Here is a 24868-nt window from a genome sequence, read left to right as displayed (position 1 = left end):
GCGCGGCTACAGTCGGGGGCATGTCGTCAGACGAACTTCGAGTGCTGGGGGCGTGCCCGCTTGACTGCCCCGACACGTGCTCCTGGGTGGTGACCGTCCAGGACGGCGAGGCCGTCAAGATGCGCGGCAACCCTGACCATCCCTACACCCGCGGCGCGCTCTGCGTGAAGGTCAACCGCTACCTGGAGCACACCCGGGCGTCCGACCGCATCCTGTACCCGATGCGCCGGACCGGCCCCAAGGGGTCCGGCAGGTTCGAGCGGATCAGCTGGGACGAGGCCCTGGAGGAGATCTCCGTACGGCTGCGCGGCATCGTCGACGAGCACGGCGGCGAGGCGATCTGGCCCTACCTGGGCACCGGCACGCTGGGGTACCTCCAGGGGGCCGAGGGGGTGGCCGGGCGGCGGTTCTGGAACGCGCTCGGCGCGTCGAGGCACTTTCTGAACATCTGCTCGGCGGCCGGCAACTCCGGGCTGCGACAGATCTACGGCACGCCGGGCGGGATGGATCCGGAGACGTTCGCCCTGTCCCGGCTCATCCTGCTGTGGGGCACGAACACGCTGACCAGCGGGCACCACCTGTGGAAGTTCATCCAGGACGCCCGCGCGGCGGGGGCGCACGTGGTGGCGATCGACCCGATCCGGACCCGCACCGCCGAGCAGGCCGACGAGCACCTGCCGATCAGGCCCGGCACCGACGCGGCCCTCGCCCTGGGGCTGATGAACGTCGTGCTCGCCGAGGGGGCCGAGGACCGCGACTACCTGGAGAACCACACGACCGGCTGGGAGAACCTCCGCGAGGAGATCCTGCGCCACCCTCCGGCACGTGTGGCGGAGATCACCGGGCTGGCCGAGTCCGACATCCGGGCCCTGGGGGTACGGCTGGCGCGTACCCGGCCCACCGGCATCCGGGCCACCATGGGCGTGCAGCGGCACGCCGGTGGCGGCACCGCGATGCGCACGATCGCCGCCATCCCCGGCGTGACCGGCGACTGGCGCCACCCCGGCGGCGGGATCGCGTACTCCACCAGCGGGCACATCCACCTGAACATCGACACCCGCGAGGACCTGCTCGCCCGGCCGGTCCGCACCCTCACCATGACCCGGCTGGCCGATCAGCTGGACGATTCGGTGAAGTGCCTGTGGGTGTACGGGGCCAACCCGATGAGTTCCACCTCCGACCAGAACCGGATCCGCGAGAGGCTGACGCGCGAGGACCTGTTCACCGTCGTGATGGAGCAGTTCCCGACCGACACCGTCGACCACGCCGACATCGTGCTCCCCGCCACCATGCAGATCGAGCACGCCGACCTGCACGCGGGCTACGGGCACATGTACCTGATGTGGAACTCACCCGCGGTCGAGCCGCCGGGCGAGTGCCTGTCCACCACCGAGACCTTCCGCCGCCTGGCGCGGCACATGGGCCTCACCGAGCCGTCCCTGTACGACTCCGACCTGGAACTGGCCGAGCAGCTGCTCTCCTCGGGCCATCCGTCGCTCGACGGCGTCACGCTCGACCGGCTGCGCAAGGAGGGCTGGGTCCGCCTCAACGTGCCGCGGCCGTTCGTGCCGTTCACCGAGGGTTTCCCGACGCCCTCGGGCCGGATGGAGTTCGGCGCGGGACCCGCCTACGTCCCGCCGCGCACGGCCTCGGCCGCGCCGGGACCGTACCCGCTGACGCTCATCACCCCCGCCTCCCACACCTTCCTCAACACCATCTTCGGCAACAACCCCGAGTTGCTGCGGCGTTCGAAGGGCCCGCGGGTCCTGGTGAACCCCGGCGATGCCGCACCGAGGGGGCTGAGCGACGGGCAGCGGGCCCGGGTGTTCAACGACGGAGGCGAGTTCGAGGCCGTGGTCGAGATCAGCGAGCGGGTCCGGCCGGGCGTGATCGCGTCCACCAAGGGGCACTGGCGCAAGCTGAGCTCGGGGGGCGCGACCGTGAACGCCGTGGTGGAGGCCCGCGACGCCGACATGGGCCGTGGCGCCGTCTACCACGACAACCTGGTCGAGATCGGCCCGCGCGCCGCCGAGTGACCGGACAGATCACCTCGACGCCGGACCCTGGCGATCAGGTCAGCGCGAGTTTGTAACCCTCGTGGGACGCGACGAAGCCGAGGGAGTCGTAGAAGCGGTGGGCGTCCACGCGGGTCCTGTCCGTGGTGAGCTGGACCAGGGCGCAGCCCCGGGCACGTCCGCGCTCGACGGCCCATTCCATCATCGTGCGGCCCAGACCCCGCCCGCGCAGCTCCGAGGCGATCCTGACCGCCTCGATCTGCATCCGGAGGGCACCCCGGCGGGAGATGCCGGGAATGTAGGTGAGCTGCATGGTGCCCACGACCTCACCGTCCAGCTCCGCGACGATCAGCTCGTTGGCGGGGTCGGCGTCGATGACCTCGAAGGCGGCACGATGCTCCTCGCCGTAGGCTCCCTGGCGGGCGGCCGCGACGGTGTCGTCGGCGAGCATGGCCACGATGAGCGGAACATCCTCGGCACGGGCGATACGGAAGTTCACCGGCATGGCGGCCAACCTATCCCGGAACACCGCCGTACTCCTCCATGACGGCCTGGACGCCCCTCGCGGAGACCTCCGGAGGGAGATCTCGCCTATCACCGGGGGGAGACGACGGGTAGGGGAACAATCAGGGTCGCTCCGCCGGCTGCTGTATCCACTGCTTTCCGAATCCCGTTCGAGCTGCTGGTGGTGGCCTGACGCAATGACTACCGAGGAATTCTACTCGGTTGGTCACAGGGGAGCCCTACCGTTCGTTCTGGCCGCCTGAGCGGCGCAACGAGTGTGCCTGAAGGCGTTTGTCGCAGAGCCCCCGCCGACGCGCCCTTCCCGTACGACAGTTTGTTTGTGTTACTCGTCTCCAAGCTGGGCTCATTGCAGGTAGTTGCAGGTAAAGCCGAACGTAGCTCACTGTGATTGGACGGTAGCGGCGGATGTCGATATAAGTGAGGACGCGAACGCCCCTCTAAAGGATTAAAGATCCTTTGGAGAGAGGTGTATCCGTGGGCAGGCCAAGACAGCCGGAACTCGTCCGGAAGCTGGACAAGCTTTCCAAGATCGTTAAGGCTGCCACCGGTCTGACCGATCAGATGGTGAAACTGGTTCGTCAGCTTGTCCACCTTGCAGGGTGGATCGTGCTCTTGATCAGCACTGCCAGGTTGGCGATCGATCCACCCATGACGCTCTCGCCCACGAACTTCTTGGCGCATGGAGCCGGAGCGGCAGCAGTCCTCCAAGGGGTCGTCAAGGTGCCCGCCCGCTGGCGAAGGCCGGAACCGCCTAGCCTCCAGCAGGCCGCAGAGCTGCCCAAGACGTCCACCCCTCCCTGAGAGTATTCCAAGCCCGCTCAAGTGGCCCAGCCCCGCGCGCCGAGGGACAAGTCGGTCTGAATCCCGGACACCTGAAGCTCTCGACCAGTAGCCTCGCGTTAACGGTCGGCGCATGTTGGCCGACTGCTATGCGACTCGGCGCACCTGATGCCGATAGCCAACCCGTTCCAAGCCATACCGACCCAAGCCAATGCGTGACCCGTCGCCACACCCGTGGAGGCGGCGAACGACTTGAGCGCCTCGGCCCCTCGCTCCGTGGCCCTCTCGATCGGCAAGGATGGGTATGTCCAAATTTCCTCTGTGGTTGCGAGTCCTGCTCGCCGCCATGCTGGCGCTGCCACTGCTGGTGGTAGTCGTCGCGTTCGTCCCGGCTCTCGTGGTCGCCATCCTCTTCGGCAAGGAGAGGCGCGACTGGGTGTTGGAGGTCCTGGATCGGCTCGGTAACTGGTACGGGGCGATCTTCTCTGGCAAGGACGAGGGCGACGACACCAAGGACGGCGACGCCTGAACGCGACGGGGCCACCGGGAGGTCACTCGACCGGTGGCCCTTTCGAAGTTCAAGGTTCTGGCAGGGGTTCAGGGCACGATGCCGGACAGGTCCGGGGGCACGAACCCCGGCCCCTTCATGGCCTTGCCACCCTTGGTGCCGGACTTGGTCATGTTTGCCCGGTGGACCTCGGCGATGACGGCGTCCAGGTCGATCCCGTAGGTCAGGGCGGTGCCGTACGCGACGTAGACCACGTCGGCCAGCTCGTGCGCGACACCGGCCAGATCGCCCGCCTCGGCGGCCTGCGTCACCTCGGCAACCTCCTCGTCGAGAAACTTCTGCCGCAGGCGGGCCAGTTCCACGGGAGGCAGGCCGGGGGCGTCGGAAAGGGGAAGCCCGATCTTCTCGTGGAACTCTCGAACCAGGCGCGCCGGTGATCCATCCATGGACGCCAGCGTAGGCCTTGCCTTCACCCCCGTGGGGCGACGCAGGCAACCGCGAGCAGCGAGGCACCAGAGCGCCGAAGACCTTCCGGACCACGTCGCGCCGATATCCGCCCCTACTCTGCGAGCTGCCCAAGAATCGTCCGGGCGTCGTCGTCGAACAGGGCGACCGTGGACAGATCCTCGAACAGCCGGACGTACGTCTCCACGTCGCGCGAGTCCGTCAGGGTCAGCTCGGACGTGTAGGTCTCCACCGCCACCCGCTGCTCGTCGAAGATCGCGAAGCCGTGCAGGGCGACGCGAGGCAGCTCCGCCGCCCAGGGCACGATGCCGAGCCGGACGTTGGTCAGCGTGGAAAGGTTCGCCAGCCGATCGAGCTGTGCGCGCATCACCGCCGCAGGACCGAGTCGCACCCTCAGGGCGGCCTCGGTGATGAGGAACTCGAACCGGTGATCGGAGGAATAGAGCAGGGTCTGGCGTTCCATCCGAGCCGCCACCGCCCGCGACATCTCCTCCTCGCTGAGGAACATGCTCCTGACGAAGATCTGCCGTGCGTACTCGGCGGTCTGGAGCAGGCCGGGAACCACCGCCGGATGAAACGACCGGCGTAACGCCGTGGCCCGCTCCCGCTCAGCCAACATCGTCTGCTTGGCCTCTCCCCGACCTCCGGACCTTCGCCATGTCGCGATGTCGGTGCTGATCCGCGTCAGCTCTTCGAGCAGATCCTCCCGCGTCTCGGAGTCCAGCCCGATGGCCTCGGCCAACCGGGTGACCATCTCGACCGAGGGCAGCATCTTCCCAGTCTCGATCTTGGAGATGGTCGGCTGTGTGACTCCGGCCGTCGCCGCGAGACGCTTGCCGCTTATGCCTGCGGCCTCGCGAAGCTCGCGCATACGCCCACCGAACTGGCGGAGCTGGCGTGACCGGTAATCATCCATCCCGCCATGATGCCAGCGGTCGAGCCGCCTGCCAGACAAGATCACGAGCGAGGACATATGCCCGCGCATCGCCCTGGTGCAGCTCCCGTCCGGTCAACTCGCCCTCATCGTTGTAGTGCATGAGCACGACCGTGCTCTCGTCGAACAGCCAGAAATCCGTGGCCGGAACGCCTTCGGGCGCCCGCTCGTGCTCGACGAGCCGAATCTCCTCGCCGAACGTCGAGTTTCTGGCATAGCTTTCCATCTCCCACCGGACGTACTCGCTCAATGGCAGCTCCACCACATGGACGCGCCGCATCCGGACGCCTCTGGGGATCAGCAGCTTAAGCCGCTCCTGCCAGGGCGTGACCGCGTCGGGCCAGAGGGCTCCGGACCTCCACGCGGCGAGCCGCGCCTCCTCACCGACGACCTTGTACGCCTGCCGGACTTCCAACCGGAACACATCGCGGGTCGAGGAGGCGAACAGCTCGCCCAGGTTGGCAGTGATCACAGGCCGCGCAGTATCTCGGCAGGGACCTCGACCGCCATCTCACCGTCCGGCGTGGTGATCGCGTTGAACACCTCGCCCTGCACGACGTAGGTTCCCCGATCGGTCTTGAACACCTTGGGGCAGTCGTCGCCCTCACATCCGCGCAGCTGGACCAGTTGCATGCCTGTCCTCCAGTGGTGTTGCCGATGTATGCCTCTTCAAGCTAGCCAGGCGGGCATAAGCATGCAAGTGATGACTCCAACTTTCCTGCCACCTCGGCGTTCTCTCACGGAAGACGCCTCACGAGAGAGGCATACTTAAGCATAGGCTAGGCATACCAACACCCCGTCCCACGGGAGAGGCTCCATGAAAACGCCCGACTACAAGCGCGAAGAGATCGAGTGGACCCAGGCCACCGCCAGACAGCTCGGCGACGTCTGGCAGGGAATCGTCTCCAGGAAGCGTCCGAGCTGGGTTTCCGGACTTATCCCTCCGAGGCTCCACCCCAAGGCCGACGACCACATCGTCTGGATGCTCACCAGTGACCAGGCGACCCTCCTCCTCCAGGTCCTCCGCACGCCCTCCTCCGAATAGGCCATGACGGGGCCCGCATGCACCGGACACCACCTCGGCCGCCCATTCGCCGGATACAAGCAGATTGACTGGTGGCCTTCAACGCACTGGGCAACAGTCGACCTCCGTATCCGGTCCTTCACATGCTCGTGCCGGAACGTCTACTACGAGTTCGGCCAGGCCGGTGGCAGCTTCGCCATCCAGCGCACAATCAAGGCGGCCGACGGGTTGATCATCGAACGAACGACACCGATGCGTTTCCGACAGGCGGAGGACCTGTGGCTTTCCATCTTTCAAGGACTCGCTCGTTAACCCGGGGCCCTGGGGGTGCGACAACCCCGGGGACAATCAGGGTTGCTCCCCGATGTGAGCAAGGGGGTTCGGGAGGCAGTCTGATGGCGTCAACGACCCCCTCCTGAGGGAGGGGGCTTGAGGCGCGGCGATGCGCTTTACAGGCCCCGCGTTGACCAGCCCTAGCCGTCACGAACTGGAGGTGTGATCCAGATGGCTACGTTGAACACAAGAGCGCAGACCGACCTTGGGGTGCTTCCTCAGCTCCAAGCTCTCGAATCCGTGGGAGCAGACACGCCCGAGGGTGGGCACGAAACGGCTCACGGACACCGCCTCGCGGCGGTATCTGGTGTTCACCATGGGCGAGGGGAGACCGGTCCGGCCGCACCGCCGCACCGGCGTCACCCCGAGGACGCCTCGGCGTCCGAGGGAGCGAACCGTGAGGTTCACCCCGTCGTGTTCGTCCTCGACAGGCACGGCCACCCGCTCGACCCCTGTCACCCCGCCCGTGCCCGCCGCCTGCTGGCGGCAGGGCGGGCGGTGGTGGCGCGTCACACACCGTTCGTCATCCGCCTCAAAGACCGCGATACGGCGACCTCGGCCATCGAAGGCGTGCAGGTCGGCATCGACCCCGGCTCCAAGCACACCGGCCTGGCGGTATTCACCGACCACGGCGGAAGCCGGACAGGGAGGTATGCGATCCGGCTCGACCACCGAGGAGCAGCGATCCGCGACAGGCTCAGCGCGCGGGCCGCGCTACGCCGGGGCCGCAGGTCACGCAACCTGCGTCACCGCGCCCCCCGGTTCCTCAACCGCACCAGACCCCAGGGGTGGCTCGCGCCGTCCCTGCAACACCGCGTCGACACCACCTTGTCGTGGGTGGCGCGGCTGACCCGGTGGGCGCCCGTCACCGCCGTGCACGTGGAGAAGGTCTCCTTCGACACCCACGCCCTGTCGGCCGGACGGCCGCTCGAAGGAACGGATTACCAGCAGGGCACCCTCGCCGGGTACGAGGTCCGCGAATACCTACTGACCAAATGGGGGCGGGCGTGCGCGTACTGCGGCGCCAGTGGCGTACCGCTCAACCTCGACCACATCCACCCGCGCAGCCGGGGCGGCTCCGACCGCGTCAGCAACCTCGCCCTGGCCTGCATCCGGTGTAACCAGGCCAAGAACGCCACCCCGGTAGAGGTGTTCCTCAAGGGCAAGCCCGCCCTGCTGGCGAGGATCCTCAAGCAGGCGAAGGCTCCGCTGCGCGACGCGGCAGCGGTCAACGCCACCCGGTGGGCGCTGTGGCGGGCCCTGGAAACAGCCGGCCCGTCCGTTCACACCGCCTCCGGTGGCCGCACGAAGTGGAACCGGTCACGCACCAGTGCCGCCAAATCGCACACGCTGGACGCGCTGCACGTCGGCCACCTGGAGACCGTCACCACCTGGCCGTCCACGGTCCTGGTGGTCAAGGCGACCGGGCGCGGCACCTACGCCCGCACCCGCACCGACCGCTACGGCTTTCCCCGGCTACGGCTACCCCGGACCAAGCAGGTCAAGGGGTTCGCCACCGGCGATCTGGTCCGCGCCGTCGTACCGAGCGGCAAGAAGGCCGGGGTCCACCTCGGCCGCGTCGCGGTCCGCAGCACCGGCAGTTTCAACATCACCACCCGGCACGGCACCGTGCAGGGCATCGGCCACCGCCACGTCCACCTGCTCCAACGAGCAGACGGCTACGGCTACACCACCCACCCGGAAACACGGCACCGTGCCGCGCTTCCTCCCCCGCCCGAAGGCGGGGGTCTCCACACTGGAGGTATCTGATGAACGACGAACTGACTCGACGTGACGAGATGTCCCTCGCCGGAGCGGCGCTGCACGGTGCTCCCTGGAAGACCGCCGCGGTGACCGGCGGCGCGGTGACCGCCGCCAGCTTCGGGATGGGGGTGCTCACCGGTGGCGGGGACCTGACCTGGGCGATGGTGGTCGGTATCGGGCTGTTCTCGCTCATCGCGGCCATCGGCTCGATCGGCAAGCCCAACAGCGGGGACCGGGTGACCCGGCAGGCCCGGCTCTGGGCACTGCGCCATCCCTGGAGGTTCGCCCTCTATCCCTCGCTCGGTGCCGCGATGCTCATGTATCCGGTGCAGCTCATCGTCGACGGCGAGGGCGTGTTCAGCGCGGCGCTGGACGCCTTGCAGGGCGGGGTCGTGGTCTACCTGATCACGGCTGTCCTGGCACTGACCCTCAAGGGCCGCGGCCAGACCTCGCTTCCCGGCGGCCGCTGAACCCTCGGGTGATCGCCGGGTCCCATGGGCGGCCGGTTCTCGTGTCGGCCACCGCCGGTCGCCGCCGGTCGCCGAGGCTCGCGGCCCGGCCGAGCCTCTCCGGAGTGACCGGGCCCAGAGCCGCTCCGCTAGGCGTACTCGTGTGCGGCGCGGCAGACGCAGAACTCGTTGCCCTCGGGGTCGAGCATCGTCACCCAGCCGGTGCCGTCGGGGTTGCGCCTGTCCGCGAAGACCTTGGCGCCGATCCCGAGCAGGCGCTCGACCTCCTCGTCGCGGGTGGTGCCCGCCGAGCCGGCGAGATCCAGGTGCAGGCGGTTCTTGACGGTCTTGCCCTCGGGAACCTTGATGAACAGCAGATCCACCCCGCCACCCTGCAGGAGGATCTCGTCGTCCTCCTTCTTCGTCTCCGGATGGAACTCCCCGCCGGTGGCGTCACGCCAGAAGGCCGCCAGTTCGTACGGCTGGGCACAGTCGAAGGTCACGTATTGAACAACAATCATGCGCCCACCCAACCCGACACCATCAAAACCGTCAAGCCGGTTTCGGGCGACCCTGCTCGAAGCGGGGTCGCCCGTGCCCGCCCCTCCCGATCACGTCGTACGGCGTGCTCGGGCAGGCGTACGGTCAGTGGCCGCCGGCGGCGAGGTTGAGTCCGACGACGCCCGCGATGATGAGCAGGATCGAGGCGATCTTGAGGACCGACGCGTTCTCGCCGAGGGCGACGATGCCCAGCACGGCGGTGCCGACGGCTCCGACGCCCGTCCAGACGGCATAGGCCGTACCGACCTCCAGGCTCTTCAGGCCCATCGCGAGCAGGCCGAAGCTGAGCAGGCCGAAGACGGCGAAGCCGACGCTCGGCAGCAGCACCGAGAATCCATTGCTCAGCTTGAGCGAGTACGCCATCGCGACCTCGAACAGACCGGCGACGAGGATGACGACCCAGGCCATGACAGCTCCTCCTTTGATCAGGAGCGTCGTCTTTGCCTACCGGGTACGGCGCGTCTCGTCCGGGAACACCCCTTCTGAGGGTTCGATCGGTGGAACGCGGCGGGGTCTCACTTTGATTCCCACCAGAGCGTGAACCACCGGTCCCGGGGGACCGGCCACATGTCCAGCTCGATCACGGCCGCGATGACCTCGTCGGCCCGCTCCCGGCCGAGACAGAGCCTCCGGCAGGCGCTCTCGGCGAGGTCTTCGAGCCGGGTGAAGCGGGGCAGCGGGGCCAGGCGCCACTCGTGGTGGACCTCGTACCCGAGCCCCTCGGCGACGGCGATCACGTCGTGGGCCGTGGGGCGGCCGGGGCGGGTGATGCCGTGGAAGTGCTGCCAGAGGGGATTGAGCCAGCTCATCGGGTGTTGTCCGGTGAGCTCCAGGACGACCCGGTTCCGGGCGTGACCGGTGAGCTCGGCGAGGAACCCGGCCAACCCCGGCACGTTGTAGACGACGTGGGCGGCGACCGCGACGTCCGCGACCGGCGTCTCGGCCGCCACGTCGGGCCAGCGGCCCCGGAAGAACCGGGTGGGGACGCCCAGCGCGTGAGCCCGGGAGGCCAGCTCGGCGAGCATGGCGTCGGAGACGTCGACCGCGATCAGCTCTCCCAGGTCGGGAGCGAGCGGCAGGGAGGCCGCCCCGGTTCCGGCGCCGACGTCCAGCACGCTCCCGCCGGGCGGGAGCGCCTCGGCCATCCGCGCCAGCGTCGGCCCCTCGGGGGCCGCGAGCGCGCGGTCGGTGCGCTCGGCGAACCGCGCCGACGAGTGACCCCAGGGGTCGGCCGGTGCCCTGGCCGCGATCTCCTCGGGAATGCTCCACCGTTCGAGGTCGGCCCGCCACTGTTCGTCCATGTGGCGAGCCTAGAAGAGCTTCGGGGGCCGGTCGATCGGCGCCGGGGCGGGTGTCTTCGCATGTCGTGACGAACGTCCCAGTCAGTACGGTTTTCTAGGGGTTACTCGCGGGTAGCATTACCGGTAACGTTACTGGCGAGTATGGAAAGTTCCGGTTCCCCCGGTTTCAAGGAGCAGACCCCATGGGCCACTACAAGAGCAACGTCCGTGACCTGGAGTTCAACCTCTTCGAGGTATTCGGGCGCCGGGACATTCTGGGCACCGGCCTCTACGCCGAACTGGACGAGGACGTGGTGCGGAGCCTCCTCGACGAGGTCAACCGCCTGGCCACCGGCGTGCTCGCCGACTCCTTCGAGGAGGGTGACCGCAAGCCGCCGGTGTTCGATCCCGCCGCCAACTCGGTGACGATGCCGGAGGGCTTCAAGAAGTCCTTCGCCGCCTACCGCGACGCCGGCTGGACCAACCTCAGCCTCCCCGCCGAGCTCGGCGGCCCCGGCCTGCCCAGCAGCGTGAGCTGGGCGCTGGCCGAGATGGTCCTCGGCTCGAACCCGGCCATCTGGATGTACTCCAGCGGCCCGGCCTTCGCCCACGTGCTCCACACGATCGGCACCGAGGAGCAGAAGCGCTACGCCGAGCTGGCCATCGAGAACCAGTGGGGCGCCACCATGGTGCTCACCGAGCCGGACGCCGGCTCCGACGTGGGCGCGGGCCGCGCGAAGGCGGTACGGCAGGACGACGGCACCTGGCACATCGAGGGCGTCAAGCGCTTCATCACCAGCGCCGAGCACGACCTAAGCGACAACATCTTCCACCTGGTGCTGGCCCGCCCCGAGGGGCACGGCCCCGGCACCAAGGGCCTGTCGATGTTCCTGGTCTCGAAGTACCACGTGGACCTGGAGACCGGCGAGCTCGGCGAACGCAACGGCGTCTACGTCACCAACGTCGAGAAGAAGATGGGCCTGAAGGTCTCCACGACCTGCGAGCTCACCTTCGGCGACAAGCACCCGGCCGTGGGCACGCTGATCGGCGAGGTCCACGAGGGCATCAAGCAGATGTTCATGATCATCGAGCACGCCCGGATGATGGTCGGCACCAAGGCGATCGCCACGCTCTCCACCGGCTACCTGAACGCCCTGGAGTACGCCAAGGCCCGGGTGCAGGGCGCCGACCTGACCCAGCTGGCCGACAAGTCGGCCCCGCGGGTGACCATCACCCACCACCCGGACGTACGCCGGGAGCTGATGCTGCAGAAGTCGTACGCCGAGGGCATGCGGGCGCTGGTCCTGCTCACCGCCACCTACCAGGACGACGTGCTGATCGCCGAGCACGAGGGCCGCAGGGACAGCCGCGCCGAGGCGATGAACGACCTGCTGCTCCCGCTGGTCAAGGGCGTCGGTTCCGAGCGCTCCTACGAGCTGCTCGCCCGCTCCCTGCAGACCCTGGGCGGCTCGGGCTACCTGCAGGACTACCCGATCGAGCAGTACATCAGGGACGCCAAGATCGACTCCCTGTACGAGGGCACCACCGCGATCCAGGGGCAGGATCTGTTCTTCCGCAAGATCCTGCGCAACCAGGGCGTGACCCTCGGCTCGCTGTACGACGACGTGAGGGCCTTCGCCGCCTCCGAGGCCGGCAACGGGCGGCTGAAGGAGGAGCGCAGGCTTCTCGCCGAGGCCGCCGACGAGGTCAAGAGCATGGCCGACACCATGGCGGGCTGGGCCATCGGCTCACTGGAGGCGCCGAAGGAGGTCTACAAGGTCGGTCTCAACACCACCCGGTTCCTGCTCGCGCTGGGCGACGTGGTGATCGGCTGGCTGCTGCTGCGTCAGGCCGAGGTGGCCCTGGCCGCGCTGGGCTCCACCGAGACCGCGCGGGACGACCAGGCCTTCTACACCGGCAAGGTCGCCGCGGCCTCGTTCTTCGCCCAGACCGTCCTGCCCCGCATCGCCGCCGAGCGCCGCACGCTGGAGGCCACCGGCCAGGACCTGATGGAGCTGCCGGAAGAGGCCTTCTGAGCAGACCACCCGCTCCCGGGTCAGGCGGGCGAGGGGCGATCCTGTCTCAGGGTCGCCCCTCGTGGCTTGTCACCCGGTCTTCCGGTGCGGTTACCGTGCCGTCCGCCGCCCCGGAGCGCGCGCCGGCGGCCACCTGACCACCGTGATACTCGACGACCGGGAAGCACGGCCCCCTCGCGGGGACGAAGTGGTTGACATCTGACCAACGTTATTCTCATACTGAGATTGTCTCAGCTTGAGAAGGACATGTATGAATGAGTCTGAGTTTCTGGCGGGTTACGACCCGCGGGTGTACCCGGCGGTCGCGGTGACCGTCGACGTGGTGGCGCTCACCATTCGCGGGGGCGGGTTGCGCGTTCTGCTCATCAGGCGGGGCGAGCAACCCCATGCGGGGCTGTGGGCGCTGCCCGGAGGGTTCATCCGGCCGGGAGAGGACCTGCCCCAGGCCGCGGCGCGGGAGCTGGCCGAGGAGACGGGGCTCTCGAACCTCGGGGACCGCGTCCACATCGAACAGCTCGCCAGCTACGGGACGCCCGACCGTGATCCACGGATGAGGGTCGTGTCGATCTCCTACCTGGCGTTCGCCCCCGACCTGCCCGACCCTCTGGCGGGCACGGACGCGGCGGACGCCGCCTGGCAGCCGGTCGACAAACTGCCGGAGCTCGCCTTCGACCACGATCGCATCCTGGCGCACGGGCTGGAGCGGGCACGCGGCAAGCTGGAGTACACCCCGCTGGCCACCGCGTTCGCCGGTGAGACGTTCACGATCTCCGAGCTGCGCGGTGTCTACGAGACGGTCTGGGGCGTGCCGCTGCACGCGGGCAACTTCCACCGCAAGATCCTGTCGGTGCCCGGTTTCGTGGAGAGCACCGGCGAGACCACCGAGAGCGGCGGGGTCAGGGGCGGTCCCCGGGCCAAGCTCTACCGGGCCGGCGACGCACGGCTCCTGCACCCCGCCCTGCTACGGCCCGCCAGGGAGGAGCAGATCAGATGACCACGGCCGAGGCGATCGCGCTGGTGACCGCCGCCCGCACCCCCGACGACCTGTTCGGCGGGGACGCTTCGCACCGGGCGTACCGGAGGCTGGCGAGGCTGCTCCATCCCGACCTCGCGCCGGGAGCCGAGGCCGCCGAGGCGTTCGCCAGGCTGGCGGAGCTGTGGGCGGCCCGTGGCGGGACCCCGGGACCGGCCGCGGAGACGGTGATCACCACCGGGCGGGGGACCTACCGGATCGGGGGCGTCTTCCGGCGGGGCGCCTCGGCCGTGCTCTACGAGAGTGGCCCGGACACGCTGCTCAAGCTCCCGCGCAGCCACGCGGACAACGACCTCATGCGCCGCGAGGCGGACGCCCTGGCGACGATCGAGCGAGACGGCGACCCGCTGCTCCTGCCGTACGTGCCGCGCCTGGTGGATTCGTTCCGGCACCGCCGTGACGGTGTCGAGCGGCTGGCCAACGTGATCAGCCGGGCGCCCGACGGGTTCGTGAGCCTGGACGAGGTCAGGCGGCGGCGGCCGGTGCTCGACGCGAGGGACGCGGCGTGGATCTGGCGGCGGCTGCTGGTCGCCGTCGGCGCGGCCCACCGGGCGGGGGTCGTGCACGGCGCGGTGTTCGGGCACCACGTCCTCGTCCACCCGATCGACCACGGCCTGGTGCTCGTCGACTGGAGCCAGTCGGTGCCGCTCGGCACCCCGATCACCGCCCTGGTGACCAGGCACCGCGACGACTACCCGCCGGAGGTCCTGGCCAGGAAACCCGCCACCCCCGCCACCGACATCCACCTCGCCACCCGCTCCGTGGCCGCCCTCATGGGCGACCGGGCCCCCACTCCGATCAAACGCTTCGTCCGGGGCAGCCTGCTGAGCCCGCCCGGCGACGCGTGGCGGCTCCTGGGGGAACTCGACGACCTGCTCGACGACCTGTACGGGCCGAGGAAGTACCGGCCACTGCACCTTTGAGAACGTGCCATCCCTGATCCGAGGAGATCCCCCGTGGGAAGCGGAATCTGGTCCACCGACGTCTACTCCGCCGCCGCGAGCTACCGCGCGGCCAAGGGCTCAAGCGCCTTCGCCTACAGCGACGGCGGCGCCCGCTCCACACACCCCGACCTCGACCCGCACGGGGTGCTCCGCGAGAGCCGCGACTCCGCCGAACACCCCGACTCCCTCGCCGTGGCCGTGCTGTTCGACGTGACCGGCTCGATGGGCGGGGTGCCCCGGACCCTCCAGAGCAAGCTGCCCGACCTGCTCGGCCTGCTGCTCCGCAAGGGCTACGCCACCGACCCGCAGATCCTCTTCGGCGCGATCGGCGACGCCACCTGCGACCGGGCCCCACTGCAGATCGGCCAGTTCGAATCCGACAACCGGATGGACGAGCAACTGGGCAAGGTCCTGCTGGAGGGCGGGGGCGGCGGCCAGATGAGCGAGTCGTACGAGCTGGCGATGTACTTCATGGCCAGGCACACCTCGATCGACTGCTTCGAGAAGCGGGGCCGCAGAGGCTACCTGTTCATCATCGGCGACGAGCTTCCCTACCCCCAGGTCAAGCGGCGCGAGGTCGAGAGCGTCATCGGCGACCGGCTCCAGCAGGACATCCCGACCAGGGAGATCGTCGCCGAGCTGACCAGGGTCTACGACGTCTACTACATCCTTCCGGCGGGGACGAGCCACGCCAGGGACGGCCGGGTGCTGGCCGCCTGGCGCGAACTGCTCGGCCAGAACGTGCTGGAGCTGGACGACCTCGACGCCGTCTGCGAGACCATCGCGCTCACCGTCGGTCTCGGCGAGGACGCCATCGATCTGCGGGAGGGGCTGGACGACCTCGACGAGCTCGGTTCGACCGCCGGGACCGCCGTGAGCAGGGCCCTCGCCAAACTCGACCGCGGCACGCTCGTGGTCGCCGACGGCCTCGACCTGGGCGGCGACAGCGGCGTGACGCGGCTCTGAAGACCTCCCCGCCGTGCGGCGGCCACCGCGAAAGCGGCGGGGAGTGCCACCACGAAGGGAAACGGCCCCTGTCCGGCGGTGGGAACCCACCGCCGGACAGGCCGCCACCACGAACAGAGGACCACATGCGCGAACACCTGATCGTGACAGACCTCGGCTACGGCGACGCGGGCAAAGGCACGATCATCGACTGGCTCTGCACCCGCGAACCCATCGGGGCGGTCGTCAGGTTCAACGGGGGTGGGCAGGCCGCCCACAACGTCGTGCTGCCCGACGGGCGGCACCACACGTTCGCGCAGTTCGGGTCGGGCACGCTCAGAGGCGTGCCCACCCACCTGTCCAGGTTCATGGTCACCGACCCGCTCTCGCTGACCCGGGAGGCCGCCCACCTGAGCGAGCTGGGCGTCGACGACCCGTTCCGCCTGCTCACCGTGGACCGGGACGCCCTGCTCGCCACGCCGTACCACGTGGCGGCGGGGCGGGCCAGGGAGCTGGCACGCGGCGAGGACCGGCACGGGTCGTGCGGGATGGGCGTCGGCGAGACCATGGCCTACGCCCTGGAGCACCCGGAACTCGCACCGACCGTCGGCGACTGCGAGAACCCGGCCCGGCTCACCCGCAGGCTGTACGCGCTCCGCGAGGCGCTCGGGGTGACCGGGCCGCCCGTCGAGGACTGCGTCGCCGCCTACCGGGCGTTCGCCGAGCGGGTGATCCTGGTCGGCTCCTCCTTCACGACCGCGCTGCTGCGCAGACGGCCCGTGATCTTCGAGGGTGCGCAGGGCGTGCTGCTCGACGAGTGGCACGGCTTCCATCCGTACACCACCTGGAGCACGACGACCTTCGCCAACGCGCTGGAGTTGCTCGACGGGGTGCCGGCCGTGCGGCTGGGCGTGCTGCGGACCTACACGCCCAGGCACGGCCCGGGACCACTGGTCACCGAGGACCCGGCGCTGACACTGCCCGAGACGCACAACGGGACCGGCCCCTGGCAGGGGCCCTTCCGCACCGGTCACTTCGACGCGGTGGCCCACCGCTACGCGCTGGCGGTCGCGGGCGGGGCCGACGCCCTCGCGCTCACCCACCTGGACGCGCCGGTCTCGCGGATGTGCGTGTCGTACGACATCGGCGAGCTGCCGGTGGGCACGGCGGGTGACCTCGAAGGGCAGGCCAGGCTGACCGGGCGGCTGTCGGCGGCCCGGCCACACTACGCCGACGGTGTCGACGACTGGCCCGCGGCGGTGGCCGGGGCCCTGGGAGTCCCGGTGTGGCTGGGCTCCCGGGGACCCACCGCCGCCGACAAGGTCCTTCTCAGTGGTGTGACCGCGCCCGAAAGGGTATGACCCTTCTCGTACTCTCCCTTTACCTGGCAGGCAGCCTTACCCGGAGGAACTCATGGGCGTCGGGGTCAGCATCTTCTTTCTCACGCTCGGCGCCATCCTCCGCTTCGCCATCGACCCCACCGTGCTCGGCGAGGCCGTGCACATCGACGTGATCGGCCTGATCTTCATGATCGTCGGTGCCGTCGGGGTCGTGCTGAGCATCGTGATGGCCCCAAAGCGCGGGAACACGTCCGAAGACCGCCTGATGCACCGCGAGAACCACCCGCCGGAGGTCTAGAGCTCGAACTGGATCGCCGCCCGCGAGGCCAGGATCGGCTTGATGTACTCGGCGATCACGGCCTGGTGCAGCGGGTGGTCACGGTAGACCAGGTAATCGTCGACGCTGTCGAAGTCCGCGACGACCGCGAACTGGTGGTTGCCCGGGTTCACACCCGCGTCCGTGCCGAGAATGTAGGAGCGGATCTCCGCGATGGCCCCGGGGAGCTTGTCGAGTTCCGCCGCGACCCTGGCCCGCTGCTCGTCGGTGGCCTCTTGCGTCCAGGTGAACAGCACGACATGCCGGAACATGATCTTCCCTTCGTTTGGGTGCCCGGCCAGCGTAAGGCCAGGCGTCAACGGAACCGGCAACGCCCCCGCGATCGCGGGGCAGGGGCGAGGGCGGGAGGACGTGCGACGGCGAGCCCCGGGCGGGTGTCGCGGCCCGTCCGGGGCCTGATCGCCGTCGAGAGGTGTCCCGCGCTCACACCGGGCGCGGTGCGGAACGGTGGCTGATCCTTATCCGGCTGGAACGCCGCGGCACGGCTTCGAGCACGATCTTCTGGGCCGCCTCGGGAATGAAGCGGAGGTCGTGGGTGATCAGGATGGTCGTGCGGCCGGCCATGAGCCTCTTGAGCGGCTCCATGATCCGTTCCGCGGTGAGCGCGTCGAGCCCCGTCATCGGCTCGTCGAGGACGAGCACCGGGGCGTCGCGCAGGATGGCCCTGGCGATGGCGATCCGCTGGCGCTGCCCGCCGGACATCAGTCGCCCACGCTGCCCGATCGGCGTGTCGTACCTGTGGGGAAGCGTGTTGACGAAGTCGTGGACGTCCGCCATGACGGCGGCGCGGACGATGTCGTCCAGGTCCGCGCCGGGGCGGCCGTAGGCGATGTTGTCGCGTACGGTCCCCGAGAAGAGCAGGTTCTCCTGCTGCAGGATGGTGATGTTGTCACGGAGCGACTCGCGCGACAGTTCCCGGATGTCGATTCCGTCGAGCAGGATGCGCCCGGCGGTGGGGTCGTAGAAGCGGAGCAGGAGCTTCGCCAGCGTGGACTTGCCCACCCCGCTCGGCCCGGTGCACACGACCAGTTCCCCGGGCTCGACGACGAAGGACGTCTCGCGCAACGTCGGTCTCCTCCTGTTCGGGTAGGTGAAGCCGACGCCCTGGAACTCGATGCGGCCACGGCCACGCCCCAGGTGGACGGGGGTGTCGCGGTCGGCGACGGCCGGCCGGGCCCGCAGGATCTCGATGACCCGGTCGGAGCCCGCCGCCGCCTCGGAGACGGTGAGGGCGATCTGCCCCAGGCTCTGCACCGCCGGGTAGAGGTAGGCGAGGTAGGCGGCGAAGGCGAGCAGCCCGCCGATGGTGAGACGCCCCGAGGAGATCTCCCACGCGCCGAACCCGAGAATGGCGATCAGGCAGATGGTCTCGATCACCTGCACGACGGGCCCGTACAGGGAGGACAGCCACGCCTGTGCCACGTTGGCCCGCAGCCAGGTGCTCCCCTCCGCGTGCAGTCGCTCGGCCTCGGTGCCCTGGCGGTTGTAGGACTGGACGAGTGCCTGGTTGGACAGGCTCTCCTCGATGACGCTGTTCATGGTCCCGTTGCTGAGCCGCTCACGCGCCGACACGGTCCTGAACCTGCCCGCGAAGGCCTTGGAGACCAGCAGGAAGGCCGGGGCCAGCAGGAAGGTCAGCAGTGCCAGGTCCCACCGGATGTAGAAGGCCGCACCGGCGAAGAAGACGACGCTGGCGAGCGTGGTGAAGAGCTTGACCAGGCCGGAACCGACGAGTTCCTCGATGGCCTCGATGTCGTCGGTGAGCCTGGCCATCAGGTCACCCAGGCGGCGGTTGTCGAAGAAGTCGGGCGTGAGCGTCTGGATGTGCTCGAACACCCTGTCTCGCAGCCGCAGCAGGAAGCGCTCGCCGCCCAGGGCCGTGAGGTAGGACCCCGTGAAGGAGACCAGCCCCGCGACGGCCGCGAGGCCCAGCCAGGCCGCCGCGGGGAGCCAGAAGGCCCCCAGGTTCTGCTTGCTGAGCACCTCGTCGGTGATGAAGCCGAACAGGCCGATCGCGGCGACCTCGCAGACGGCCGCGACGATGGCGAGCACGCCACCGGCCACGAGCAGCCGGCGGATACCGCGGGTGTACGGCCAGAACTCCCGGAAGGTCCTGCGGATGGAGACCGTCGGCGCCGTGGGAGGACGACGCACCGCTGCCCTCGCCCCGCCGGGCGAGAGCGACTCTGAGAATGAGAGCCGGCGGGTCACCCGCCGGCCCTCACTTGTTTCTGCTAGCACCGGATCTGGCTACCACCACCACCCGCCGCCACAACCGCATCCGCAGCGGCGGCGCCGGCAGCAGCATCCACCCCAGGTCACGTACCGGCTGGACGGGAAGAGCTGCTTGAAAGTCATGGCTTCCCCCTTCGTGCTGAGCCTGTCGCGTCTTATCAATCACGACACTAGCACCCATACCCAGACAAACACCTCATATCGACGCGCATTAAAGATGTTTTAACAACCCATTCAGAAAAGCCAGAAAACGTATCGGGAGTAAAGCCTGGCAAAAGTTTCACACGGCGACCCGGCCCCTTGCCCGAGCTGGGGATGCGCACCATAAACCCTGATCCACAAGGGACAAAAAGAGGTTTCCCGATTGTCGTCGGGACGGCGGCCGGCAGGGCGGCTCCGGAGCCCTCCCCGTCGGCTTTGACGGGAGGTCCGCCGGGTTCACCCGGCAGGGGAATCGCTTCCTCGATACGGTTTCCGGGTTCGAAACGGGCAGGGCCCGCCCGGCGCCCACCTCGGCCGAGGAAAGCGAGAAGCCGCTCCCCCGGGGAGCGTGGGAGCCACTTCCCGTCACGCCAATTGACATGTTCAGCGATTCACCTGCCGGATTTATCCGGCAGGTGAATCACCGCTCCGTCATGAAACCGGCTCCGGAATCACCGGGTCATGCCCAGGCGAGCATCCGGAGCGGGTCCTCAAGCATGGCGCCGACGTCGCGAAGGAACAGCGAGCCGATCTCCCCGTCCACCACCCGGTGGTCGAACGAGACCGCGAGCGTGCAGACCTTACGCGGCACCACCTGCCCGTCCACCACCCACGGCATATCCCTGACCTGGCCGAAGGCCAGGATCGCCGATTCGCCGGGGTTGAGGATCGGGGTGCCCGCGTCCACCCCGAAGACGCCCACGTTGGTGATCGTGATCGTGCCCCCGGCCATGTCCGCGGGCTGGGTGCGGCCCGCTCTGGCGGTCTCGGCGAGAGCGCCGAGGGCACCGGCCAGACCGGGCAACGACAGCAGGTGGGCGTCCTTGACGTTGGGAACGAGCAGGCCGCGCGGGGTGGCCGCGGCGATGCCCAGGTTGACGCGGTGCTTGACCACGATCTCCTGGCGCGCCTCGTCCCAGACAGAGTTGATCATCGGGTGGCGGCGGGCGGCGACGAGCACGGCCTTGGCGACCAGGAGCAGCGGCGAGACCTTGACCTCGGCGAAGTCGGGCAGGCCCCGGAGGCGCCGGACCGCTTCCATGGTCTCCGTCATGTCCACCTGGAGGAACTCCGTCACGTGCGGCGCCGTGAACGCGGAGGCCACCATGGCCTGCGCGGTCGCCTTGCGCACCCCCCTGATCGGGATCCGCTCCTCGTCCTCCGCCGGCCGCGGCCTGGACGTCTCCCTCGTCACGGCCGCCGAGTGCGGCCCGGACGTCGCGGCGCCGACCGCGGCCTGGACGTCGTCCCTGGTGATCGAGCCGTGCGGGCCGGTCCCGGTGAGAGCGGCCAGGTCGATGCCCAGATCCCTGGCCAGCTTCCGCACCGGGGGCTTCGCCAGCACCGCGACGCTCGTGGGCGGTGCGGCCGGGCCGGCGTCGCCCTCCCGCGCACCGGACGACACCGCCTCGGACGGCACCGCCTCGGGCGACCGCGACCCGGTGGCCGCACCGGCGGGGGAACCGCCGGTGGGAGAGATGCCGGACGGCGCCGGTTTGCGGGGGCGGCGCTTGGCCGCGCCCGGCTTGACGCCGTAGCCCACCAGCACCGGCTGCCGCGTCTCGGCGGGTGGCACGGGCACCATGTCGTCGGCCAGGGCCGCCGACCGCTCCGCGACGGGAGCCCCGGGGCCGGCACCGTCGTCCACCGAGATGATCGGCCTGCCGACGTCCACGGTCTCGCCCTCGTCCGCCATCAGGGCCGCCACGACGCCCTCGAACGGGCAGGGCAACTCGACGACCGCCTTGGCGGTCTCGATCTCCACGATGGTCTGGTTGATCTTGACCGGGTCTCCGACCTTCACGTGCCAGCGGACGATCTCCGCCTCGGTCAGTCCCTCTCCCACGTCGGGGAGCCTGAACTCCTTCATTCCAGCCCTCCTCTAGAACGCGAACGCGCGGTCGACGGCGTGCAGGACCCTGTCCAGATCGGGCAGGTAGTGGTCCTCAAGCCGCGAGGGCGGATAGGGAGTGGAGGGCCCTCCGACCCTCAGGACCGGGGACTGCAGGTGGTAGAAGCACTCCTCGGTGACGCGGGCGGCGACCTCCGCGCCGAAGCCGCTGTACACGGGCGCCTCGTGCACCACGATGCATCGCCCGGTCCTGCGCACCGACTCCATGACCTTCGGGACGTCGAGCGGATTGAGCGAGCGCAGGTCCACGACCTCCAGGGACCGGCCGTCGTCCTCGGCCGCCTTCGCGGCCTCCAGGCAGGTCTTCACCATCGGCCCGTACGCGAGCAGGGTGACGTCCGTACCCTGCCGTACCACCCTGGCCTCGTCGAAGGGGGTCCAGTCCGAGGAGTCGACATCCACCTCGGCCTTCTCCCAGTAGCGCCGCTTGGGCTCGAAGAAGACGACGGGGTCCTCGCAGCGGATCGCCTGCTGGATCATGGAGTAGCCGTCGGCCGGGTTGGAGCAGGCCACGACGCGTAGGCCGGCGGTGTGCGTGAAGTACGCCTCGGGCGACTCGCTGTGGTGTTCCACCGCGCCGATGCCGCCGCCGCAGGGGATCCGGACGACCACCGGCAATCTCAGCTTGCCCAGCGAGCGCAGCGGCATCTTGGCGAGCTGCGTGATGATCTGGTCGGCCGCGGGAAAGACGAACCCGTCGAACTGGATCTCGCAGACCGGGCGGTAGCCCCGGAGCGCGAGGCCGATGGCCGTCCCGATGATGCCCGACTCGGCCAGCGGGGTGTCGATGACCCGCTGCTCGCCGAAGTCCTTCTGCAGTCCGTCGGTCACCCGGAACACACCGCCGAGCTTGCCCACGTCCTCACCCATGACGAGAACCTTGGAATCGTCCTCCATGGCCTTGCGCATGCCCTCGTTGAGCGCCTTGGCCAGCGTGAGAATGGTCATGCCTCGAACCCCTCCAGGTAGGTGGCGAACTCCGCGCGCTCGGCGTCCATCAGGGAGTGCGGCTCGGCGTAGACATGGTCGAAGATGGCCAGCGGTTCGGGGTCGGGCAGCGCGAGGCAACGCTTGCGGACCTCCCGTCCGAGCTCGTCGGCCTCCGCGTCGATCGCGTCGAAGAAGTCCTGGTCGGCGATCTGGTTCTTGAACATGTAGGCCCTGACCCGCTCGATCGGGTCCTTGAGCTTCCACCCCTCCAACTCGGCGGCCACCCGGTAGCGGGTCGGGTCGTCGGAGGTGGTGTGGGCGCCCATCCGGTAGGTGAACGCCTCGATCAGCACGGGCCCCTGCCCCGACCTGGCCTCGGCCAGTGCCTTTCTGGTGACGGCCAGGCAGGCGAAGACGTCGTTGCCGTCGACCCGGACACCGGGGAAGCCGAACCCGCTGGCCCTGCGGTACAGGGGGATGCGGGTCTGCTTCTCCAGCGGTTCCGAGATGGCCCACTGGTTGTTCTGGCAGAAGAACACCACCGGCGCGTTGAACACGGAGGCCCAGATGAAGGCCTCGTTCACATCACCCTGGGAGGTGGCGCCGTCGCCGAAGTAGACGATCGAGGCGGCCTCGGCGCCGTCGCGCTGGATGCCCATGGCGTAGCCGACCGCGTGCAGGGTCTGGCTGCCGATCACGATGGTGTAGAGGTGGAAGTTGTGCTCCGCGGGGTCCCACCCTCCGTGGTTGACGCCGCGGAACAGGCCGAGCAGGTTCACCGGGTCGACGCCCCTGCACCAGGCCACCCCGTGCTCGCGATAGGTCGGGAATGCCATGTCGGCCTCGGTCAGCGCCCGGCCGGAGCCGATCTGCGCGGCCTCCTGCCCGAGCAGCGATGCCCACAGACCCAGTTCGCCCTGGCGTTGCAGGGCCACGGCCTCCAGGTCGACCCGGCGGACCAGGGTCAGGTCCCGGTAGAGACCTCGGATCTCCTCGGGGGTCAGATCGATGTCGTAATCGGGGTGCTCGACCCGTTCTCCTTCCGGGGTCAGCAGTTGAATGAGCTCCGGGGGTGCTTCCGCACCACGAGAGGCGTCGGCTGTCACGTGCCACTCCTGTGTGCTAGGGGCCGTCCGGGTGGGTTCGCCACCGCTGTCCGGCCGATTCGCGGCGCGTTCGACCCGTCTGATGGTGGTTCGTACGCGCTTGTGGCCATCGTGGCAGAGGTCACATACGTGTGCGCAAGACCTACCTCGGCGTCCATATGCTCCCCGTTCCCCGCGCGCTCCTTTTCACCCGCCTGTTTCGTCCGCGTGGCGCGGGTCCGGCCCCCGCGCCTGAGCGCGGCCGGAGCCGGTTACTCTTGAGGCGCCGAACCGTCCCCGTCGCAACCAGGAGGAACATCGTGGCGCGCGTCATCGTCGACGTCATGCTGAAGCCCGAGATTCTCGACGCGCAGGGGCAGGCGATCGCCCGCGCGCTGCCGCGGCTCGGCTTCTCCGGTGTCTCAGCGGTACGGCAGGGCAAGCGATTCGAGGTGGAGATCGACGGGCCCGCCGACGAGGCGGCACTTTCGGACGTCCGGAAAATGGCCGAGACCCTGCTCGCCAACACGGTGATCGAGGACTACACCGTCACCGTCGAGTCCTAGGCCGTCACTCCGCGCAGATCAACCGCCCAGATCCAGCTATATCCGGCAATATGGGCGGAGCAATCCCACGGCTTGACCACCAGTCAATAACATTACGGTTATTTTGCGGTTAGCCCGGATTCTGCAGGGAAGCCTTCACAAGGTGACGTCTGACCCCGGGAGGAAACCGGTGGACATGGAGTTCTCGCTGGCTCTGCCACGACAGGCCATCGGCATCCCGATGGTCCGCAGGGCGCTCGGCGACTCCCTGCGCTCACTCGGCGTCACCGAGGACTGCGTCTCCGACATCCTGCTCGCGGTGACCGAGGCATGCGCCAACGCCGTGCGGCACGGAGGTCCGGCCAACCGCTACGAGGTCGAGACCGCCATCGGTCACGGCCGCTGTGACGTCCGCATCATCGACCGGGGCCAGGGCCTCGTCGGAGTGCCGGAGCACTACCCGTCGGCCGATGTCGAGCACGGCAGGGGCCTGCTCATCATGCAGGCGGTGGTGGACGAGATCTCCTTCGACATCACCCCTGGCCGGGGCACCGTCGTGCACCTGCGCAAGCACCTGGACTGGGACGACGACGCCGCCTTCGCCCGCGGCCGGGTGCTCGCCGCCGTGTAGTCCCGGTTCCCGCTCTGCTGGGCCGTACGGATGGCAGGCCACCCGGTTGTGTGATC

26 protein-coding genes and 1 riboswitch are annotated in these 24868 nt (G+C 69.1%); of the genes, 13 read left to right on the top strand and 13 right to left on the bottom strand.

Translation table 11 applies throughout. The features are described from left to right. The first annotated feature begins 20 nt into the window (after positions 1 to 20). On the top strand, positions 21 to 2036 hold the full coding sequence (locus AB0K21_RS27160; protein WP_364154317.1) for a molybdopterin oxidoreductase family protein: 2016 nt from the start codon (positions 21 to 23) through the stop codon (positions 2034 to 2036). 34 nt (positions 2037 to 2070) lie between these two features. Here AB0K21_RS27160 and AB0K21_RS27155 read toward each other — a convergent pair whose 3' ends face one another. After that, a complete protein-coding gene (locus tag AB0K21_RS27155; protein WP_343972863.1) occupies positions 2071 to 2520 on the bottom strand; it encodes a GNAT family N-acetyltransferase in 450 nt (149 codons plus the stop codon). A 1104-nt stretch (positions 2521 to 3624) separates the two neighbouring features. On the opposite strand from AB0K21_RS27155, the gene AB0K21_RS27150 reads away from it, so the two are divergent. Beyond that, entirely contained in the window at positions 3625 to 3849 is a 225-nt protein-coding gene (locus AB0K21_RS27150; RefSeq protein ID WP_343972825.1) for a hypothetical protein, read from the top strand. Positions 3850 to 3917: 68 nt separating this feature from the next. On the opposite strand, the gene AB0K21_RS27145 is transcribed toward AB0K21_RS27150, so the two are convergent. The 4 genes from AB0K21_RS27145 to AB0K21_RS27130 form a co-directional block, all read right to left on the bottom strand. Further along, positions 3918 to 4274 (bottom strand): MazG nucleotide pyrophosphohydrolase domain-containing protein, encoded by a 357-nt coding sequence (locus AB0K21_RS27145; RefSeq protein WP_343972822.1) that lies wholly within the window; start codon positions 4272 to 4274, stop codon positions 3918 to 3920. Positions 4275 to 4387: 113 nt separating this feature from the next. Next, positions 4388 to 5209, bottom strand: a complete 822-nt coding sequence (locus tag AB0K21_RS27140) for a helix-turn-helix transcriptional regulator (protein WP_343972819.1) — start codon at positions 5207 to 5209, stop codon at positions 4388 to 4390. Then, positions 5202 to 5699, bottom strand: a complete 498-nt coding sequence (locus AB0K21_RS27135; RefSeq protein ID WP_343972816.1) for a DUF6879 family protein — start codon at positions 5697 to 5699, stop codon at positions 5202 to 5204. The genes AB0K21_RS27140 and AB0K21_RS27135 overlap by 8 nt, the downstream gene beginning before the upstream one ends. After that, positions 5696 to 5860, bottom strand: coding sequence for a hypothetical protein (locus AB0K21_RS27130; protein WP_343972813.1), 165 nt, complete (start codon positions 5858 to 5860; stop codon positions 5696 to 5698). The genes AB0K21_RS27135 and AB0K21_RS27130 overlap by 4 nt, the downstream gene beginning before the upstream one ends. A gap of 184 nt (positions 5861 to 6044) precedes the next feature. Here AB0K21_RS27130 and AB0K21_RS27125 point away from each other — a divergent pair, with 184 nt between their 5' ends. From AB0K21_RS27125 to AB0K21_RS27115, 3 genes are all read left to right on the top strand, one after another. Continuing rightward, positions 6045 to 6272 carry a hypothetical protein gene (locus tag AB0K21_RS27125; RefSeq protein WP_343972810.1) on the top strand — a complete coding sequence of 76 codons (228 nt, stop codon included), beginning with the start codon at positions 6045 to 6047 and terminating at the stop codon, positions 6270 to 6272. 726 nt (positions 6273 to 6998) lie between these two features. After that, positions 6999 to 8354 carry an RNA-guided endonuclease IscB gene (gene iscB, locus AB0K21_RS27120; RefSeq protein ID WP_364154311.1) on the top strand — a complete coding sequence of 452 codons (1356 nt, stop codon included), beginning with the start codon at positions 6999 to 7001 and terminating at the stop codon, positions 8352 to 8354. Beyond that, on the top strand, positions 8354 to 8818 hold the full coding sequence (locus AB0K21_RS27115) for a hypothetical protein (protein ID WP_343972804.1): 465 nt from the start codon (positions 8354 to 8356) through the stop codon (positions 8816 to 8818). The genes iscB and AB0K21_RS27115 overlap by 1 nt, the downstream gene beginning before the upstream one ends. 128 nt (positions 8819 to 8946) lie before the next feature. Here AB0K21_RS27115 and AB0K21_RS27110 read toward each other — a convergent pair whose 3' ends face one another. The 3 genes from AB0K21_RS27110 to AB0K21_RS27100 form a co-directional block, all read right to left on the bottom strand. Continuing rightward, entirely contained in the window at positions 8947 to 9318 is a 372-nt protein-coding gene (locus AB0K21_RS27110) for a VOC family protein (protein ID WP_343972801.1), read from the bottom strand. Positions 9319 to 9442: 124 nt separating this feature from the next. Next, the gene (locus AB0K21_RS27105) at positions 9443 to 9766 is read right to left on the bottom strand and encodes a multidrug efflux SMR transporter (RefSeq protein WP_343972798.1); all 324 of its coding nucleotides are present in this window, start codon (positions 9764 to 9766) and stop codon (positions 9443 to 9445) included. A gap of 20 nt (positions 9767 to 9786) precedes the next feature. After that, positions 9787 to 9853: riboswitch (guanidine-III (ykkC-III) riboswitch) on the bottom strand. Positions 9854 to 9873: 20 nt separating this feature from the next. Further along, positions 9874 to 10659, bottom strand: coding sequence for a class I SAM-dependent methyltransferase (locus AB0K21_RS27100; protein WP_343972796.1), 786 nt, complete (start codon positions 10657 to 10659; stop codon positions 9874 to 9876). A 182-nt stretch (positions 10660 to 10841) separates the two neighbouring features. Between AB0K21_RS27100 and AB0K21_RS27095 the strand changes: the two genes are divergently transcribed. From AB0K21_RS27095 to AB0K21_RS27070, 6 genes are all read left to right on the top strand, one after another. After that, positions 10842 to 12674 carry an acyl-CoA dehydrogenase gene (locus AB0K21_RS27095; protein WP_343972793.1) on the top strand — a complete coding sequence of 611 codons (1833 nt, stop codon included), beginning with the start codon at positions 10842 to 10844 and terminating at the stop codon, positions 12672 to 12674. Positions 12675 to 12924: 250 nt separating this feature from the next. Then, positions 12925 to 13668 (top strand): NUDIX domain-containing protein, encoded by a 744-nt coding sequence (locus AB0K21_RS27090; RefSeq protein WP_343972790.1) that lies wholly within the window; start codon positions 12925 to 12927, stop codon positions 13666 to 13668. Next, positions 13665 to 14630, top strand: a complete 966-nt coding sequence (locus AB0K21_RS27085; protein ID WP_343972787.1) for a lipopolysaccharide kinase InaA family protein — start codon at positions 13665 to 13667, stop codon at positions 14628 to 14630. The genes AB0K21_RS27090 and AB0K21_RS27085 overlap by 4 nt, the downstream gene beginning before the upstream one ends. Before the next feature lie 33 nt (positions 14631 to 14663). Beyond that, positions 14664 to 15617 (top strand): hypothetical protein, encoded by a 954-nt coding sequence (locus AB0K21_RS27080; RefSeq protein ID WP_343972784.1) that lies wholly within the window; start codon positions 14664 to 14666, stop codon positions 15615 to 15617. 125 nt (positions 15618 to 15742) lie between these two features. Further along, a complete protein-coding gene (locus AB0K21_RS27075; protein ID WP_343972780.1) occupies positions 15743 to 16957 on the top strand; it encodes an adenylosuccinate synthetase in 1215 nt (404 codons plus the stop codon). A gap of 52 nt (positions 16958 to 17009) precedes the next feature. Continuing rightward, positions 17010 to 17234, top strand: coding sequence for a DUF6458 family protein (locus AB0K21_RS27070; RefSeq protein WP_030917415.1), 225 nt, complete (start codon positions 17010 to 17012; stop codon positions 17232 to 17234). Here AB0K21_RS27070 and AB0K21_RS27065 read toward each other — a convergent pair. The 5 genes from AB0K21_RS27065 to pdhA all read right to left on the bottom strand — a co-directional run bounded on the left by AB0K21_RS27065 (position 17231) and on the right by pdhA (position 23657). Further along, positions 17231 to 17524, bottom strand: a complete 294-nt coding sequence (locus AB0K21_RS27065) for a Dabb family protein (protein WP_343972776.1) — start codon at positions 17522 to 17524, stop codon at positions 17231 to 17233. The two genes, AB0K21_RS27070 and AB0K21_RS27065, sit on opposite strands and share 4 nt — an antisense overlap. Positions 17525 to 17696: 172 nt before the next feature. Next, positions 17697 to 19427 carry an ABC transporter ATP-binding protein gene (locus tag AB0K21_RS27060; protein ID WP_343972773.1) on the bottom strand — a complete coding sequence of 577 codons (1731 nt, stop codon included), beginning with the start codon at positions 19425 to 19427 and terminating at the stop codon, positions 17697 to 17699. Positions 19428 to 20169: 742 nt separating this feature from the next. Next, positions 20170 to 21579: a dihydrolipoamide acetyltransferase family protein gene (locus tag AB0K21_RS27055; protein ID WP_364154304.1), complete on the bottom strand. Its 1410-nt coding sequence runs from the start codon at positions 21577 to 21579 to the stop codon at positions 20170 to 20172. Positions 21580 to 21591: 12 nt separating this feature from the next. Continuing rightward, positions 21592 to 22569 (bottom strand): alpha-ketoacid dehydrogenase subunit beta, encoded by a 978-nt coding sequence (locus AB0K21_RS27050; protein WP_343972767.1) that lies wholly within the window; start codon positions 22567 to 22569, stop codon positions 21592 to 21594. After that, complete coding sequence (gene pdhA / locus AB0K21_RS27045) at positions 22566 to 23657, bottom strand: pyruvate dehydrogenase (acetyl-transferring) E1 component subunit alpha (protein WP_343972764.1); 1092 nt, start codon at positions 23655 to 23657, stop codon at positions 22566 to 22568. Before pdhA ends, AB0K21_RS27050 begins: the two co-directional genes overlap by 4 nt. Positions 23658 to 23956: 299 nt before the next feature. On the opposite strand from pdhA, the gene purS reads away from it, so the two are divergent. Together purS and AB0K21_RS27035 are read left to right on the top strand one after the other, a co-directional pair. Beyond that, entirely contained in the window at positions 23957 to 24202 is a 246-nt protein-coding gene (gene purS, locus AB0K21_RS27040) for a phosphoribosylformylglycinamidine synthase subunit PurS (protein WP_364154300.1), read from the top strand. A gap of 142 nt (positions 24203 to 24344) precedes the next feature. Then, positions 24345 to 24812, top strand: coding sequence for an ATP-binding protein (locus AB0K21_RS27035; protein WP_343972758.1), 468 nt, complete (start codon positions 24345 to 24347; stop codon positions 24810 to 24812). Positions 24813 to 24868 lie beyond the last annotated feature (56 nt).

Source organism: Streptosporangium sp. NPDC049248, from assembly GCF_040678965.1.
Lineage (GTDB): Bacteria > Actinomycetota > Actinomycetes > Streptosporangiales > Streptosporangiaceae > Streptosporangium > Streptosporangium fukuiense.
Note: the sequence above shows the minus strand (reverse complement) of the source record. Positions and strands in the feature narration are given on the sequence as shown.